Origin of the sequence: Paenibacillus spongiae, assembly GCF_024734895.1 — a bacterium.
In the GTDB taxonomy this organism is placed as follows: Bacteria; Bacillota; Bacilli; order Paenibacillales; family Paenibacillaceae; genus Paenibacillus_Z; species Paenibacillus_Z spongiae.
The window spans coordinates 3,659,408-3,677,000 of the sequence record NZ_CP091430.1 but is presented as its reverse complement, the minus strand read 5'-3'; the positions used below and the strand labels follow the sequence as shown (position 1 = coordinate 3,677,000).

The window sequence follows — 17,593 nt, the reverse complement described above, 5'->3', positions numbered from 1 at the left end:
TCCGTTTGGTTAGGTTATTAATTTAACAACATTCCAATTACACAGGGGCTCACACAGGGGCTCTTATTCTTATTTCACGCGTTTGGCTATCGTAATTGTTTCGTTAAACGAACGACATTATCCACGGAGAAGCCAAAGTATTCCATGACCTCCGTGCCTGGTCCAGAAGCTCCGAACGTATCGATGGACAATACGCTGCCGCCAGGTCCCGTGTAACGCTCCCAACCAAGCGAAATGCCGGCTTCAATCGCTAAACGCTTCGTGACGGAAGCGGGCAGTACCGACTGCTTATAAGCTTCGGATTGACGGTCGAAGAGCTCTCGGCTCGGCATGGCAACGACGCGTACCGAGATATTATCCTTCTCGAGCTCAGACTTGGCGCTCACGGCCAGGGAAACTTCAGAGCCGGTTCCGATCAGGATGACATCCGGTTGGCTGTTGGTTTCCGTAAGGATATAGCCTCCTTTGGCTACCGCCTCCACATTGCCTTTTGTTGCTTCATAGATCGGCAGGTTCTGTCTGCTCAGCACGAGGGCTACCGGACCTTCATTTTGCTGCAAGGCATAGGCCCATGCATTAGCCGTTTCATTGGCATCGGTAGGACGAATGACCGTAAGTCCCGGGATGGTTCGCAGCGCAGCCAGATGTTCGACTGGCTCATGCGTAGGTCCATCTTCGCCCACGGCTACGGAATCATGGGTAAACACGTAAGTGACAGGCAGTTTCTGCAGGGCTGCCAGTCGAATCGACGGACGCAGATAATCGCTGAACACGAAAAACGTGCTTACGAATGGTTTCACACCGCCGTGCAGAGCCATCCCGTTACCGGCTGCGCCCATTGCATGCTCGCGGACGCCGAAGTAGATATTGCGGCCCGCGTAGGATTCAATGGCAAATACTTGCTCGCCGCTAATATCGGTCATCGTCGAGTGGGACAAGTCCGCGCTGCCGCCGAAGATCGAAGGAACCGATTGTACGAAATGATTGATCGCCTGACCGCTTGCTACGCGAGTCGAAAGCGACTTGGACGTATCGAAGGTAAGGATGTCCGCGGCATCGATCACGACGGTACCTTCGATGACTTGCGCAAGCTCCAAGCCAAGTGCTGGATGCTGGGCTTTATAAGAGGCGATCAATTGATTCCACGCCGCTTCTTTCGCCTCGCCTTGTTGTTTAAGCTGAGAAAAATGAGCTCGGACTTCTGCTGGAACCGTGAATTCTTCCTCATGCGTCCATCCGTAAGCTTCCTTGGTTGCTTTTGCTTCTTCTTTGCCAAGCGGAACGCCATGCGCTTTATTCGTACCCGCTACTTTGCTTCCGTAACCGATTATCGTCCGCACTTCGATAAGCGTCGGCTGGGAATCATTTTGCTTGCCAGCTTCAATTGCCTTAGCAATTTGCTCGATATCGTTGCCATCTTCAACACGTAGATAGTGCCAGTTTGCGGATTCCGCTCGCTTCTGCATGTTCTCTCCGAAGGAGAGATTAAGTTCCCCATCCAAGGAGATGTCGTTGGAATCATACAAGACAACTAATTTGCCCAGCTTCATATGTCCTGCCATCGACATGGCCTCGTAAGAGATTCCTTCCATCAAGCAGCCATCTCCGACAAGCGCATACGTGTAATGATCGACGACCGCGTACCCGCTTTGGTTGAATTTCGAAGCCAGATGCGCTTCAGCCATCGCCATGCCTACTGCCATCGCAATTCCTTGTCCTAATGGCCCGGTTGTAGCATCTACCCCATCGGTATGGCCAAATTCAGGATGCCCCGGCGTTCTGCTGTTCAGCTTGCGGAACTGCTTCACATCTTCTATGGAGACGTCATAGCCGGACAAATGCAGAAGACTGTAAAGCAATGCCGAGCCGTGGCCTGCGGACAGGACGAAGCGATCGCGGTTAAACCATTTTGAATGAGCCGGATTATGATTGAGCTGTTTGCCCCACAGGGCATACGCCATAGGCGCAGCTCCCATTGGCAGCCCCGGATGTCCGGAATTGGCGGCGTTGATGGCATCGATCGACAATGTACGGATCGTATCGACAGACAGTTGATCAATTGTTTGTGTGATAGGCATATTGTTCTCCTTTTATGGCTTCGTTGTTTTGTACCGGCTTATCATCGAACCACCAATGATAGCCGTCCTGTGCCAGCAGCGCATCGGACTCGGCAGGTCCGTAGGTTCCAGCTTCGTAGAGATGAAGCGGCACAAGGTTCTCTTCGTATGCATCCAAGATCGGCTGCACCCACTGCCATGACAATTCGACTTCATCCCAGTGCGCGAAGAAGGTAGAATCACCGTGCAAAGCATCGAAGATCAAATTCTCGTAAGCCTCGGGCACATTGTCTTCCCTCTCATGAAAGTCGATATGCATGGGCTTGAACTCCCCTTTGTGCAGAGGATCTCTTGTGTTTAATTGCAGCGAAATGCCTTCGTTGGGGCTAATTTCAAATACGAGAAGATTAGGCGTTTTATTATCATCGGTTCCCTTCGACTGCATAATCGGTTCTTTGAACTCGATTACGATTCGCGTCGATTTGTCCTTCATTCTTTTGCCTGTACGGATGTAGAAAGGAACGCCCCGCCAAAAATAATCGTCGATTTGCAGCTTAGCTGCGATAAACGTGTCGTTTTGCGAAGCTGCGGGAATGTTTGGCTCTGATGTATAACCGGCCACCGGTTTCCCTTGGATCATGCCTGCTTCATACTGCCCGCGCACAACATGGGATCTGACATCTTCTTTTTGCAGCGGCTCCAGGGAATCCATCACCAGTTTCTTTTTGAAACGGACATCCTCTGAAGTACTGTTGTTCGGGAGCTGGATCGTCAGCATCATGAGCAATTGCAGCATATGGTTTTGGAACATGTCTCTTACTGCACCAACATGATCGTAATAGCCGGCTCGTTCTTCAACACCGACGATTTCGTTCGCCGTTATTTGGACGTTAGCAATATGACGGTTATCCCATAAAGCCTGAAGGACCGGATTGCTCTGCTGCAGAACCTCGAGCTTCTGTACCATCGGCTTGCCGAGATAATGGTCGATTCGAAAAATTTCATCTTCCGTAAAAGCTTTGCTCAGATTTGCATTCAAATCCCGGGCAGATTGCAAATCATGTCCGAAAGGCTTCTCGATCACCAGACGCTTCCAGCCATTCGCGGAACCAAGTCCGCTTTCGTGGATGTTGGCTGCGATTGTTTCAAAAAATTCAGGTCCCACGGACAAATAAAACAGGCGATTTGGCACCATGCGAAGCTTTTCTTCCTGCTGTTCAATAAGCTGGCGCAGCTTCCGGTAATCCTCTTTACGGCTTACATCGAGCACATTGTAGCGGAATGCGCTCAAGAAATTTTTCATTACAACGGGATCATGCGCTTCGCGCCTGGAAAACTCACGGAGAGAACGCTCGACGTTTGCACGAAAGGCTTCATCGGATAGTTCTCTTCTTCCAAGGCCGATCACGGAGAAGGATTGAGGCATCTTCTGATCGACGAACAAATTGTATAGGGCAGGGTAAATTTTTCTTTTGGCTAAATCCCCTGTCGCTCCAAACAAGACAAACGTGGTTGCCTCCATTATTTTTCACCTTCCAGCAGGGTTTCTTTGTTAGCTCTGGTTTCTATTTCTTATATCCACTATAATACGAATATCACCTATACAAGTAATTAGTATATTTAACAGGAGCTATAGACCACGTCTATGATCAATTACGAACTATACAAGGTTTTCTACTGGGCCGCGAAGACGGGAAGCTTGTCTAAGGCCGCACAATCGTTATACATCACCCAGCCAAGCGTCAGCCATGCCATCAAGCAGCTGGAAGAAAGCTTCGGCATCACCTTGTTCTACCGGAATTCCAAAGGCGTTGCCTTAACGCAGGAAGGCGCCACCCTTTATTCCTATATCGAGAAGTCTCAGATCCTAATCACGTTGGCGGAAGAAAAGATGGCGTCGCTTAAAAATTTGGACAGCGGCGAGCTGCGGATCGGCGGCAGCGATTCGTTATTCAAGCACTATCTGCTTCCTTACCTGGAGAGCTATCGTCAGAAGCATCCCGGCATCAAATTGCACTTGAATCATGGGACGACGCCCGAAACCATCGCATTCTTGAAAGAAGGCAAGATCGATCTGGGCGTCGTACGTATGCCAATCGTCGATTCCCAGCTGGAAGTGATGAAGGGTATTGAGCTTCAAGATTGCTTTGTAGCGGGAGCTCAATTTGCCGAACTAAAAGACAAGGTGCTCTCCCTGGAGATGCTGCTTCAGTACCCCATCATCCTATTCTCGCGTAATAGCCGGGTACGGATGGCCATCACGGAACTATTTCAAAGCTACGGTCATCAGATCAAGCCTGAAATCGAAGTCGGAAGCGTCGATCTTCTTATCGAGTTTGCACGGAAAGGCCTCGGAATTTCTTATATAACGAAAGAATTCATCGCCAAAGAACTGGAGGAAGGCTCCCTCTTCGAAGTTAAGTTAGACATCCAGATGCCCCCTTCCCAAGTGGGATTCATGATTATGCGCAACATGCCGCTGTCCAATGCGGCAAGCAAATTTATTGAGTTCGTGAAATTCACCGACGAGATATAACCGCAAGCTCTCTTTCGAGATATTCTGCAGTCGTTGCTTTTCATGCGAACGTGACGGCGGACATCCTTGTTCTTGGCTTATGGTAGGCACTTGTTACGGGGTTAACGGTGGATTGATGAATTTAATCGGTACAGGGTAGTACATCGGAATTTCTGTGAATTCGATTGCATTGAAGCGAATCAATAATCATCATCCTCGTTCGTTTAATAAAGTGACGAACTGCAATACTTGTCATGCGTACCGCATCACTAAGTCTTCCCATTGGGTAAGAAAGGCTGCCGTTCACGGCAGCCTCGTCATTTCGGTCATATGCTGAAAATTATCTTACTCCAGGATCTACCTCGGACACTCCAAATAACAGCCCTTGGGAATCGATGCAATACGCGAAATATCCCATTCCGGGAACAGAGGTCTTAGGTACCACTACTTTCCCGCCGTTCTTCTCGATTTTAACAAGATAGTCATCGACGGAATCGACCTCAATGGAATTGATGGTTCGTACAGCTCCATCAGGAGACTTTATTAATCCGCCGTCTATCCCTGGTCGATCGCTCTCACCGGTTGTAATCAACCAATAATCATGTCCCGGTATCTGATCGAATTTCCAATTAAAGCATGTCGAATAAAACCGGATCGCTTGTTCCGGATCCGGAACTTGCAGTTCAAATCGCAATAATCTTCCCATATGTAATCCTCCTTCGTGTGTTCATCCTATTACTGTACCTTATAGTAACCCGCTCCTCAACAAACCTGTCGTTGAACGTTGAAAATCGAAGGCAAATAAGAAAATGGCCGGATTAACGGACATTCTCTTCTGCCTTTGGTTATTTCAATTTAGCTTCAAGGGAATCGCTTAACGAAAACTCTCGTTAGGAATCAGTTGTTATTCATCATGATTTCGCCTTGATTTCTTCAAGCGGCTTCGCATGGCCATATGCCGGGCTCGCACCGCGAGGCTGTGCTGCCCAATTCACCGCGTTGGTGATTACTTTCAGCACTTCTTCGTTATAGTACGTAGGGTATGTTTCGTGAATCCGGCGCAGGGATGTCAAAATGCTCCCCGTACAAAAACAACTAGTGCTTGTGAATCTCCTGCGTCGTCATCGTTTCTATCAAGAGAAATGCCGATCCGTTGTAAAGCCGCTGGGGAAAGACTTTTTGATTTTAAACAAAGGACCGTCACCGCAATCCACCACTCGGGCGGATTGCTCTAAGCATATAAACGATAATCCCGCAGGTGCTCCCGCGGACTTCTTCGAACTGTGTATCTGCTTGTTGAAGCAGGAATGCTCTACCACATCAAACCCCGTATAACGTTATTTCAATTTCAGCCGCTCCCTGTACTGGGTTGGGGTGATGCCATACTCGTCCTTAAACACTTTTATGAAGTACCGATAGCTTTGATATCCGATTTCCTCCCCAATCTGGGCGACGGACATGCGTGTTTTTTCGAGCAGCCCCAGCGATTTCTCCAGGCGCAGCCGGACCGAATAGTCGAGGAAGCCCTCCCCTTGCGTCTGCTTGAAGATGGTGCTGAAATAGGAAGGCGACATTCCCACATGCCCGGCCACGCTTTGCAAAGAAACATCCCGGTTCAAGTTGAGCTTCAAATATATGATGGCTTGCGCAACCGGATTGCGGACGGATGTCTCTTCCCGCATCGTCTTCGCAACATCGCCGATGAGCTCCTTGACCATATTCTTCATCTCTTCCAACGTTTCGGTTGGCGCCAGCAGGTTGGCATAACAGCTCATCCTGTCGCTCGGGACGGGAAGGCAGCGCAGCTCTCCGAGCTGCTTGAGCAACTGGAATAGCAGTTCGCTAACCAACAGAAGAATCGATTCCTTCTCGATATGATTCGCCAAATGATTGAACCAGCCTTCTAATCCATTCAACGCTGCTTCCATGTCGTTCTTTTTCAGGCTGGCAATCAGATGCTTCTCCCATTCCGCGGGGAATGTAACATCCCGGTCGGCCGGCTGCGACTCTTGATACGCATACAGGCCGCCCTTGCCGAAGTAGAATTTGGATTCCACCGCCTTCACCGCATGGTTAAACGAAACGGGCAGCTGCTCGAGCCGTTCCGCGACGCTCCCAGCGCCGACGGTAATGCGAATGCTGAAGACTCGGATATACTTGCGAATCATCTCCTGGAACTCCGCTCCGAGCCGATTGACGAACGCTTGCACGTCTCCGGCGGCCGGATCATACTTCATCCAGAACACGAAACGCTTAGGCTCCAGGAAGAAAGACTCCATACAGCCATGCTCACGCGCAATCTCTTCCATTATGTTCAGAGCCATGTTCAGGCACAGCTTCTTGTCCTCTTCCGAGTACGCCTCGTTGAACAGTAAATAATCGTCCATCTCCGCAACAACCGCTACATAAGGCGCCTGATGCGGAACGATGCCGAGCATGCCCAGATGACGCTCAATCGACGCGTATTTATTTCGTTTTACGAGCCATCCTTGAAGCAGCTCTGTCTTCGCCCGGCGCAGCTGCTCCTTCTTCAACTGGTTGACGAGCAGCGACTGATTGGTGCTGAGCTGCTTCTCGTCCAATCGGGATACCAGTCTCCGGAATACATCGCAGATCTGCTCTTGGGTGATCGGCTTCAGCAGGTAGTCTCTGGCTCCGTGCTGAACCGCCCGCTGAGCGTACTCGAACTCTCCGAAGCCGCTAAGAATGATGACTTCCGCTCGAAGTCCATTGTCCCGAATTCGATGCAGCAGCTCCAGCCCGTCCAAGAAAGGCATGCGGATATCGGTCATGATGACGTGAATCGACCGATCTTCGACCAGTCTCTTCCACGCCTCTTCCCCGTTCTCGACGACGGCGACCAATTCGAAGCCGAGCTCTTCCCAAGGAATTTTGCGGGAAAGCCATTTTCGGGTGGAAAATTCGTCTTCAGCTACGAGCAAGCGGTACATGCGCATCCTCCTCCCTGTGCCGAATCGGCAGCCTTAGCGTCACTTTCGTACCGACTTTCTGAACCGATTCGATATGCAATCCGTACGTATCACCGAAATAGACGCGAATACGGTTTAACACATTGGACAATCCGACGCCTTGACCTTCCAACGTCCCCTCCTCCAAGCGGCGGCTGACCTCGGGCGGCATGCCGATCCCATTATCGCTGATGCGGATTTCGACCGCATCGTCCATCAGCTGACCTTCTATGGTAATGACGCCTCGAGTCTTCTTCGGTACGAGCCCGTGGAAGATCGCATTCTCCAGAATAGGCTGCAGAACGACTTTCAATGTGTACAAAGGAAGAATGTCCGGGTCAATCCGCCAGTCGAATTCATAGGAATAGCCGAAGCGGTGTTCGATGATTTCCAAATAACAACGCGCGTGATAAATCTCCTCCTCGAAGCGGATCATCTCTTTTCCGTGCGATACCGAGACCCGGAATAGATCGGCTAGGGCAGTAATCATTTTCACGGCGGTTTCCCGTTCGTCCAAGTCGATTTCATTCTTGATCGAATCCAGCGTATTGTACAAAAAGTGCGAGTTGATCTGGGTTTGCAGAAACTTAAGCTCCATCTCGCGCTTGTTCAGCTTTACAATGTAATTCTCGTGAATGAGCTGCCTCAAATTATGCGTCATCGAATCAAAGCTGCGTTCTAACAAGCTGATTTCATCCCGGCCCTTGTTCGCTGTGACATCGATCGCATACATCTCCTTGCTGCGGCCGAGTGCCAGCACCTTCTTGTGAAGCGTTTTCAATCCGTTCATCATCCGTTTCGTGATTAAATAGGAGACGAGGAAGAAGACGGCCGTCGAGAGAAACAGCGTAAGGATCAGAACGTTGCGAAAATGATGGAATGCCTCGACGGTAGCCCGCTTCGGCACCAGCGCGATGCTGGTCCAGTTCAAAGAAGAAATAGGCTTCCACAGTACTACATATTCCTCTTCGTCGATCGTATACACCGTATCCTCCAACGCCTCCATCGCCGGTTTCTCACGCAGAAGCGTGGTCAGCGTCGCATCAACCGGACGTCCTATCCGCTCTTCCTCCGGATGAAGCACCACCGTACCGCTGCTATCCATAATGAACGACTCTGTCGATTCCTCCGAGAACTTAAGCGAAGCAGGCGAGCTTTCCGTATTTATGAACGAGGATATCTCCGCAACAATCTGCACATACCCGATATTGTTGAACATCTTCATGCTGTTGATGGGCTGTACGAACGACCAATAATACTTGTCGGATACCGGATCCGCCATCAGCTTCCAGCGCGAGGAAGCCGACTTTAACTCCTCATCGGTATAGACAGCTTGCAAACGGCTCAGCGGGAACAGAAACTTCCCGTCCGACGGTACCCGCTCCGACCGGTGGAACAGCTGGATACTGCGGATACCCGTGTCGTGAAACGAGTACAGGTATCCGACCAGACGGTCGATTTCGTTATGAAGGGTGATGAAATTTTTCTTCTGCAGCACGTCCGGATCGCTTTCCAACAGCTCCTCGATCGCCGGCGACAAGACGAATTGCACAGCCAAATTCTCATAAATTTGTTGTTTGTACCGGATATTATTAATTTGCTGGGAGAGCACGCCATCGTAAAATTGACTCAGGCTCTTCGCCGATATGCTCTCGTTTTCTTTCAAAAACAGTGTCGATAAAATCGCCGTTAACAGCAAATTCATCAAGAAATAGACGATCATTAGTTTGCGGTGAATTCTCATGAGGTCGAAGTCTCCTGTTATCATGCCAGTCGGTGCAAGCTCGGTTGCTAGTTTCAGATTACCAGATTTAGTTTCCCGTCGACAATCCGCTTCCTCGTCTGGAACCGCTCCGTATGATCCCGGTCATCTCCCTGTGCCAGTCCGCATCCTCCCAATAGCCGGTAAAATAGGGATGGCAGAAGTTTGAGGTGCAATTGAACGAATAGCCGAAACGCCGGCCGGTGCGGGCACCGATCTCGGCGGTTTCCCGGATCCAATTCCAATCGAGCGAAGGATGCTCGTCCCAGAAAATCGCGCCCCAGCCTTCCGTATTCCCGATCGGCAGCGACCACCTGTCGGCGACCCCGCACATCTCCGCCACTTTTCCTTCCAGCCACGAGACGTACTTGTCTTTGCCTTCCCGCCATAGTTCCATCGTCCGGCTGTAGATCGGTCCCCATTCCCGGTCTTCGTACTGGGCGGCCAGGAACGGATCGCCCTTCGCCAGCTCCCGGTTGTGCACAAACCAGAGATGGATGTCGAGCAAATCGAACGTGCTATAATCCATGTCGATATCCTCGGTCCAGACGTTCTGCGTCTGGCTCGCGAACCAATCGGTATCCTGCCATCGCGTGCGCAAGCTCATTAAGGCTTCCCCGATCGCCTCCCGGTAGAACGATTGCTGAGCCCCGTTTGCAGTACGGCCTGCTGTCTTCGGCTCCTTCAGCTCTTCCATCTTGAGCTTCAGCCAATGAAAACCATGGAAATATGGATACTCGTTCAGGACATCCACGTACATGACCGGTCCGAGCGCATCGTGCTCCTCCAGATAGAGCATCGTTTCGTCCCAGATGCGGATGAAATCGTCGATGCCCCCCAGCTTCCCGCTCCGGACCGGATCGGACTCCACGAGCCAGGTCGAGAGTCCGACGCTTATGTTCCTCGACTCGCAAGCCTTTAGAAACCGCACGAGCGCTTCACCAGGACGAATGTCCACGGTGAAGGCGTTGCCCCAGAACGAGAAGCCGAAATTTCTAGGGTACATTCGGAACGTGTCGCAGCGGTTCCCGTCATGATCGCTCGCAATAAGATGCGGGAAGGCATCGATGCGCACGGCGTTATAGCCTCGCGCGGCCAGTTCGTCCAGCGCCCGCTCCCAATGCTCGAAGCCGCCCCCGCGGTAACGGCAGGTCAGCCATGAAAAATCCCACATGGCGATCGCATACGTTTCGGTTTGGTTGGAGCACTTGATCATGGGTTGGCAGCCGCCTTCCCGGAATGACCGAGCGTGAGCCGATAAGTGGCGATTGACCACGCCGGCATTCGCAAGCGCAATGTGCAGCCGTCCGTTTCCGGTAGGGGCGCTTCCGTGAGGCGTTCTTCATTCAGGTCGACCGACTCCGCCTGCTCGATACGGTATAGGCAAGTAAAGATGCCTTCGGCCTCGGCGTCCGAATAATTGATGAAGCGAACGATGATCCCATCCTCATCACGATCGGGACGCTTGATGACGCTGACGCAAATCCGCTCCGCATCGAGACTGAACCAGCTGCGCGGGTCGGGAAGTTTGGTCTGCGTAGGGAGCGGTGTGAAGAAGTGCCGGACACCCGTCTTCAGCTCGTCCTGGAGCCGGATTAATTCCGCGGGCTGCGAGTCCGGCCCCAGCAGACGCAGCGCATATCGGAAGGTTAACGGCCCCAACAGCTGCCCGCCTTCCTCCCCATTCGTCATAACCGTCTGCCGGAATGAGCGAAATAGCGTGATACGCAGCGTACCTTCGGCGTCGACCGCAGCGGCGCACTCGTGGAGACCGAATGGGGAGACGAACGCGAGTCCATTCCCGATCGGGTCGCGCTTGTAGACGATGCCGCCCATCTGCTTCTCGGGGACGTCGCACTCCCGCCATTCTGCCGTCTCCAGGCGGATGCCCGCCTGCCTCTCGATGAATGCGAACGGCTGGTTCACCGTATAAGACGGCACTTCAATTCCGGTGGGCACAATCAGCTTCAACCGATGATCCTTCGCTTCATTCCGTATGATCGTCTCCACGTCGACATGCCTGGCTCCTCGGGACAAGCCCACCCTTGTCTCGATTGTCAATGGGACGGATTCGTCCGAACGTCGGATACCGCTGCGGTCGGATACCATCTCACGAGGAACCCGCATCCGTTTCACGATGCGGAATACCGTACGCACCGGTCCGTTCTCGACCCGCTCCACCGCGCACTCGCAGCCGGTGTCGGTGATGGTGCGGTCGTTGACCGGCGCCGCATGGTACCAGCCGTCGCCGATTTCGCCGTCGTCGGCGTACTGCAGCAAGCGGTCGTAGATTCGGCCGGTCGCTTTGTCCTGCATGCATAACGTCCCGTTGTCCTTGATCGTCAGAATCAGGTACTCATTCTCAGCTTCTCTCTCATTGGCGGACATCGTTTGCAAGTAGCGCGAGGCCTCCTGGAATGGCACCACCTCATAAGCTACCGTCCCCATCGCCGGCAGCTCCGCCTCGAATGTAACCGTGTGACGGTTGACCGTTACCACATGCTGGTTGTACCTGCGTACTTTCCAATTGCGCTGTATGTTAACAAGCCCGTATGGACATTCGCGCCCTTCATGGTCGTAAATCTTGAAGCTGTTCTTCATCTCGTAGCCGAACGGCTCCTGATAGGTAGCTGAATAGTCCATCGGAAAGTCGAACTCGACCGTAACGACTTCCTTCCTTGCGAATGGAAGCGGGTTCATAAGCAGAATCGCGTGTCGGTCGCCAGGACGATCCGCTTGGAGGGTCGTTTGTGCGGCCGTGGCGGCCGGAATCGTCATGTGCAGCCAATGCTCCAACACTTTGTTCACGACGAGCTCTCCGATGGCCTTCGTCTGGTCGAACCTGTATTCCATATCCTTGTGTACCTGATCGATGGAACAGCCGCAGATGGAGTCATGCGGATGATTCTGCATCAGATGGCGGTAAGCCATCTCCACATAGGTTTGCTGAATACGGAGTCCTTCCAGCTCCGCCGCCGCGACGAGCGGCATCATCCATTTTTCCAGCAGCGACTGACAGCGGTCGTTCGCCTCCTTCAAGGGATAGCGGCTGGATAAGGTATGCGTGATCAAATGCAGGTAGGGCGCTTTCATCTTGGCTGGTTCGTACAGCTCTCCTGTCCGAATCGGCATCCGGTCTCGATAAGTTTCCAAGAGACTGTTCATCTCGCTCAAGTCCGTATGACGGACTTCCGCATCCGGATATTGGCGCCGGATGGCCTCAAGGAAGCGCGGCGTCTCCGGATGAACCGGCTCATGATCGAGTCCGTCCATCAGAATCAGCACAGGAACGCTGCTTCGCTGCAGCTCCCCTTGGATATGCTTGTCGAGCAGCGGAACCAACTCCTCGTCCGATAGACCTTGACGGATCGCCGGCCGCATGACTTCACTAAAGAATGCGCCGTATCCGTGGTAATCCGGCAGCTTGAACGTCAGGCACTCGCTGCCGTCAGGACTCTGCCAGCGGAAGTGGGCCGGCGTCGTATCCTCGTTCGTCCCCCGTCCCATAAGCGCGAGACGGATGCCGAAGCCGTTGAAGATCTGCGGCAGCTGAGCGATATGGCCGAAAATATCGCAGACGTAGCCATATTTCCAAGGCGTAACCCCCCACTCGCTGCTGATCAGGAAGCCTGTCGCCAGATTTCGGATCAGACTCTCCCCGGTAAGAAGCAGCTCATCCGGCATTACATACCACGGGCCAATGAGGAGCCGGCCATCACGGATGAGCGCGGCAAGCCGGTCGCGCTTCGCCGGTTCGATCTCTAGGAAATCCTCCAGTACGATCGTCTGTCCGTCGAGATGGAATACCTGAAACGACGGGTCCGCCTCCAATGTATCGATCAGCCCGTTCATGACGTCCACCAGTCTCGAGCGGAATCCCTGAAACGTCTCATACCATTCCCGGTCCCAGTGACTCCCGGAGTAAAGATATATGGTTAATTTGTCGTTTGCAGCCGCATTCTTGTACATTGGATCCCCTTCTTTCCGTCGCATACTAAACGTTTTATTTCGTGCAGACCTGTTGATTAACCGGATAATGGTTTTTCGGAAGACTAGGTTGTTCGCTAAATCGTCTTCTACCATTTTGTGCCTAATCAATAGGCCTGTATTTGTTATCATTTCCTCCGATTAATAACGTCTCTGGTCTCCGCCACCTCTCCATTTCGGATCGGTATTCAACAGTAGTGCATCCGATGTCCGTTACAAGTCCAGCCCACCTACATTACACGGGCTACGGACATGGAATCCGCTATTTGTGACAAACACCTTTTAGGGACGAACCATCCGGACATCAGATCCGCTATTCGCACCAAATGACCGCACTCCCTCCGATAATCGCATGAATAACGTCTCTGGTGTCCGCCACCTCTCCAATTCGGCTCGGTATTCAACAATAACATCTCTGGTGTCCGTTACAAGTCCAGCCCACCTACATTACATGGTACACGGACATGGAATCCGTTATCTGTGACAATCACCTTATAGGGACGAACCATCCGGAAATCAGATCCGCTCACTTCATCATTCGTCGGTTGTTATAGGGGTACAAATCACTACCCAAATAGGCGTTTTTTCAATTTTATGGTTAATCAACACGCTTGAATTTCGTGAGAATTCGAACATTAAGCAAATAGCGGAACATGACGTTCCGCTATTTCCTCTTTACTCGGTTTTATACTTCGTAAACGGACTTTTCTTGTCTTCCTCGGCGGCCCACTTCTCCAACTCGTGAATGCCCGCTTTCTCCAGTTCGCCTCTTAGGTTGTTGATGAGCCCCATAGCCTCGTCTTCCGTCTTGGCGTAATACGCCTGCTTAGTGACCGCGTCAACCTGCTCGAGCAGCGGCTTCAGCTTGTCGAAACCTGTGAATTCTGTCAGCACCGGATTGCGCCCCTGAAGCAGCTCGACGCCGTTCTTGCGCATAATCTTCTGCGCTTCGGTGATGCGCTTATACGTCTCGTCGAACTGATGGCCATAAGGGCCGCCGGCCAGCGAGAATGTACGGTTCTGGCCCGCCATGAACGTATAGATGCTCTGGTTTCCGAAGCCTTCTTGGAGCAGCGTGCCAGAAGCGTCTTTTTCCTTGTCGATCCATTCCTTCTTAGCCACCGGCTTGCCATCGGCCATTTCGTAATGCACGCCTTCGACACCGTAGTTGGCCAGCATCCAGCCTTCGTCCGAAGCGAGGAAATTCAGCACGCGCATGGAAGCTTCCGGATCTTTGTTTCCCTTCATCAGCGCGACCAGATTGTCTCCCTCGGCCTTGACCGTATGGCGGTACGGATCGCCGTCTGCATTGTTGAGCGGTCCTAGCGGCACGTAGACGGCATTGGGATTGTCCTTCTCCACCGTCGAGATGACCTTGCGGTTGATCAGATTGTACAAGTGCGCGGCTATTACGGCGTAGCGGCCTTGCAGCGCTTTCTCGTCGGCGATGGCTGTCGTTTGCGTATACGCCTCCGGATCGATTAACCCCTCGGCAATCAATTTGCGCTGATACAGAATTTGCTTCTCGACTTCCGGTGTCATAAAGCTGTGCTGCGCGATCCCGTTCTCAATCTTGAAGGTGGTGAAATTGTAGAACATCTTGTTCGTCAGATAAAGGGCCCATCCGTTGGCGTTAGACCCGAGCGGAATGATCGTCTTGCCCTTCTCTTGAATATTCGCGTCCTTGATCTTCTTTAGAAAATCGTACAGCTGCTCCGGCGTATGCACGCTTTTCGGATCGACCACGACCTTGTCCGCGATGTCCTTACGCACGAACAAGCCATGGAGCCAGTCCTTGATATCCTCCGGCTTGGCCGGGTAGCGATTATACATGAAGTACTGTTTGTCTCCGAAGCTGTGATAGGCGTCGTAAATATCTTTGGGCATAAACTCTTGACTGACGTTCATCGTTAGCGTCGGGTACTTGCTCAACTGGGTCGTGATGTCGAGAATTTGACCCTGTTCGGCGGCCTTCTTCATAATGTTCAGCTCTTCGCCCCACGCGGGTCCCACATAGATGTCGGGCAAATCTCCGGTGGCGAACATCGTGTTCAATTTCTCAACGGTCGATACTTTGGTCACTTCAATCTTCAGCGTGACGCCCGTCTTCTCCTTGATCGCCTTTGCAATCGGATTGTTCTCTTGATCCTTCGAAATGAACGCATCCGCGCCCGGCCAGTTGGCCATAACAGTCAACGTAACGTCCTTAGGCTTGTCGGTTGAGCTTGTGTCATTGCCCTTCGAATTAGCCGGGCTCTCCGAGCCCGTATCCGCACCGCCGCAGCCGGCAAGCACGACGCTCATCGTCAAGATGAGCGCCAGAATACTTTTCGTCCCTTTCCATACCCCTCTGGACAACTTCTATTCCTCCTCTGTAAACCTTCTGATTGTATGATAATATTTCCCCGCTAACAAGCAGATGAAATGATTATCCTTTGATCGAACCGAGCATGGCGCCCTTGACGAAATAGCGCTGAAGAAACGGGTACACGCACATAATCGGCAGGACGGCGATGACAAGCGTCGACATGCGCAGCGACTCCGGCGTCGTTGTCAGCGTATCGGCAAACTGGGCGGATGCCGAGCTATTCGAGCCGCTTGCCGCTTCCGCCAGCGCTTGGGATTGCGTGAGCAGCTGCTGGAGCAGCGTCTGTACCGGGATCAGGTTCTCGTCATTGACATAGAACGTGCCGGTAAACCAGTCGTTCCAGTGACCGACGCCGACGAACAGCGAGATGGTCGCCATGACCGGCCCCGATAGCGGCAGGATGATGCGAAAATAGATGCCGAATTCATTGCAGCCGTCGATCCGTGCCGACTCGATCAGCCCTTCGGGGAGCTGGTCGAAGAAGGTCCTCAGAATGAGGATGTGGAAGAAGCTGTACAGCGACGGGATGATGTAGACCCAGAACGTATTGATCAGACCGAGCTCACGGTACAGAATGAAATTCGGAATGAACCCGGCATTGAACAGCACCGGCAGGAAGATGAGCAGGATGAAAAATTTCCGCCCGGGTACCGAATGCTTCGTAAGCGCGTATGCAAACAAGGCGTTCAGGAAGACATGCAGCACCGTACCGACTACCGTTCGGGATATCGTGATCCAATAAGCCCGCAAGATCTTTACGTCCTGCAGAACGGTGATATAGTTCTCCAATGTAAATTTCCGCGGCCACATGTATATGCCTCCACGCATGGAGTCCATGCCGTCGTTTAATGAATAGGCGATGACATAGATGAAGGGATAAAGTGTGGTCAGCGATAGAATGAGCAATGCGGCATAGATGAATCCGTCGAAAAAAGTCCACCTGTTTCTCATGTTGTCCTCCTTACCATATCGATACGCCATTGACCCGCTTGCTGACGCGGTTCACGATCAGGACTAGGATCAAACCGATAACGCTCTGGAACAGTCCTGCCGCTGTCGCGTAGCCGAATCTGCCTTGCTTCAGGCCGGATTGGATGACGTGGGTATCCAGAATCGTGCCTATGGAAGCGACGGCCGGATTGCTAAGCAGATACAGCTGTTCGAAGCCGGCATACATGAGTCCGCCTACATCCAGAATGAAGAGCGTCACGGCGACCGTCTTGAGTCCCGGAAGCGTAATATGAAGAATTTGCCGGAAGCGTCCCGCTCCATCGATTCGTGCGGCTTCATACAATTGCGGATCGATTCCGGCGATGGCGGCCAGGTAAATAATAGAGCCGAAGCCGATGCCTTTCCAGACCGCCGAGAGCACGATCATCGGGTAGAAGTACGCCTTCTCCCCCATGAAGAATACGCGTTCCATCCCGAAGGAAGCCATCAGTTCGTTCACTGGTCCGCCGTCCGGCGTGAAGATCCGGATCATCAAGGTCGCCACAACCACCCAAGAGATGAAATGCGGCAAATACGAGATTGTTTGCACGCTCCGCTTGAACAAGGCGTGACGCACTTCGTTCAGCAGAATCGCGAGCAAGATCGGGGCAGGGAAGCCGATCAGCAGCTTCAGGACGCTGATGACGATCGTGTTGCGGATAATTTCCTTGAACTGGTAGTACACGAAAAACTCATGAAAGTATTTGAATCCGGCCCAGGGGCTCCCGAACATGCCCAGATCGAACCGGTAATCCTTGAAAGCGAGCGTCAGTCCATACAGCGGTATATAGGCGAAAATGATAAACCAGACGACGCCAGGCAGCATGAACAAATAAAAGGCTTTGTGCTTCCAAATCTCCTTCCACAATCTCCCCTTGCGAGGGGCAAACCCGCTAGCTTGTTGTACGGGCGGTCTTATCTGCTGCTGCATGCTATCTCTCCCGT

Annotated in this window: 11 protein-coding genes; 1 reads left to right on the top strand and 10 read right to left on the bottom strand. The window is 52.2% G+C overall.

The window, feature by feature from the left end; genetic code table 11:
* Positions 1-86: 86 nt before the first annotated feature.
* Both tkt and zwf read right to left on the bottom strand, forming a co-directional pair.
* Positions 87-2,072 (bottom strand): transketolase, encoded by a 1,986-nt coding sequence (tkt, locus tag L1F29_RS16840; RefSeq protein WP_258389712.1) that lies wholly within the window; start codon positions 2,070-2,072, stop codon positions 87-89.
* Positions 2,056-3,579 carry a glucose-6-phosphate dehydrogenase gene (gene zwf / locus L1F29_RS16835; protein WP_258389443.1) on the bottom strand — a complete coding sequence of 508 codons (1,524 nt, stop codon included), beginning with the start codon at positions 3,577-3,579 and terminating at the stop codon, positions 2,056-2,058. Before zwf ends, tkt begins: the two co-directional genes overlap by 17 nt.
* A 123-nt stretch (positions 3,580-3,702) precedes the next feature.
* Between zwf and L1F29_RS16830 the strand changes: the two genes are divergently transcribed.
* Positions 3,703-4,593 carry a LysR family transcriptional regulator gene (locus L1F29_RS16830; RefSeq protein WP_258389442.1) on the top strand — a complete coding sequence of 297 codons (891 nt, stop codon included), beginning with the start codon at positions 3,703-3,705 and terminating at the stop codon, positions 4,591-4,593.
* 319 nt (positions 4,594-4,912) lie between these two features.
* On the opposite strand, the gene L1F29_RS16825 is transcribed toward L1F29_RS16830, so the two are convergent.
* From L1F29_RS16825 to L1F29_RS16785, 8 genes are all read right to left on the bottom strand, one after another.
* Entirely contained in the window at positions 4,913-5,278 is a 366-nt protein-coding gene (locus tag L1F29_RS16825; RefSeq protein WP_258389441.1) for a VOC family protein, read from the bottom strand.
* A gap of 631 nt (positions 5,279-5,909) precedes the next feature.
* A complete protein-coding gene (locus L1F29_RS16815; protein ID WP_258389440.1) occupies positions 5,910-7,523 on the bottom strand; it encodes a response regulator in 1,614 nt (537 codons plus the stop codon).
* Positions 7,501-9,285, bottom strand: coding sequence for a sensor histidine kinase (locus tag L1F29_RS16810; protein ID WP_258389439.1), 1,785 nt, complete (start codon positions 9,283-9,285; stop codon positions 7,501-7,503). The genes L1F29_RS16815 and L1F29_RS16810 overlap by 23 nt, the downstream gene beginning before the upstream one ends.
* A 67-nt stretch (positions 9,286-9,352) precedes the next feature.
* Entirely contained in the window at positions 9,353-10,519 is a 1,167-nt protein-coding gene (locus L1F29_RS16805; RefSeq protein ID WP_258389438.1) for a cellulase-like family protein, read from the bottom strand.
* Positions 10,516-13,272, bottom strand: a complete 2,757-nt coding sequence (locus tag L1F29_RS16800) for a glycoside hydrolase family 38 N-terminal domain-containing protein (RefSeq protein WP_258389437.1) — start codon at positions 13,270-13,272, stop codon at positions 10,516-10,518. Before L1F29_RS16800 ends, L1F29_RS16805 begins: the two co-directional genes overlap by 4 nt.
* A 693-nt stretch (positions 13,273-13,965) precedes the next feature.
* Positions 13,966-15,648 (bottom strand): extracellular solute-binding protein, encoded by a 1,683-nt coding sequence (locus L1F29_RS16795; protein WP_258389436.1) that lies wholly within the window; start codon positions 15,646-15,648, stop codon positions 13,966-13,968.
* Positions 15,649-15,718: 70 nt separating this feature from the next.
* Complete coding sequence (locus L1F29_RS16790) at positions 15,719-16,609, bottom strand: carbohydrate ABC transporter permease (RefSeq protein WP_258389435.1); 891 nt, start codon at positions 16,607-16,609, stop codon at positions 15,719-15,721.
* A gap of 10 nt (positions 16,610-16,619) precedes the next feature.
* Positions 16,620-17,579, bottom strand: a complete 960-nt coding sequence (locus L1F29_RS16785) for an ABC transporter permease (protein ID WP_258389434.1) — start codon at positions 17,577-17,579, stop codon at positions 16,620-16,622.
* Positions 17,580-17,593: the final 14 nt, after the last annotated feature.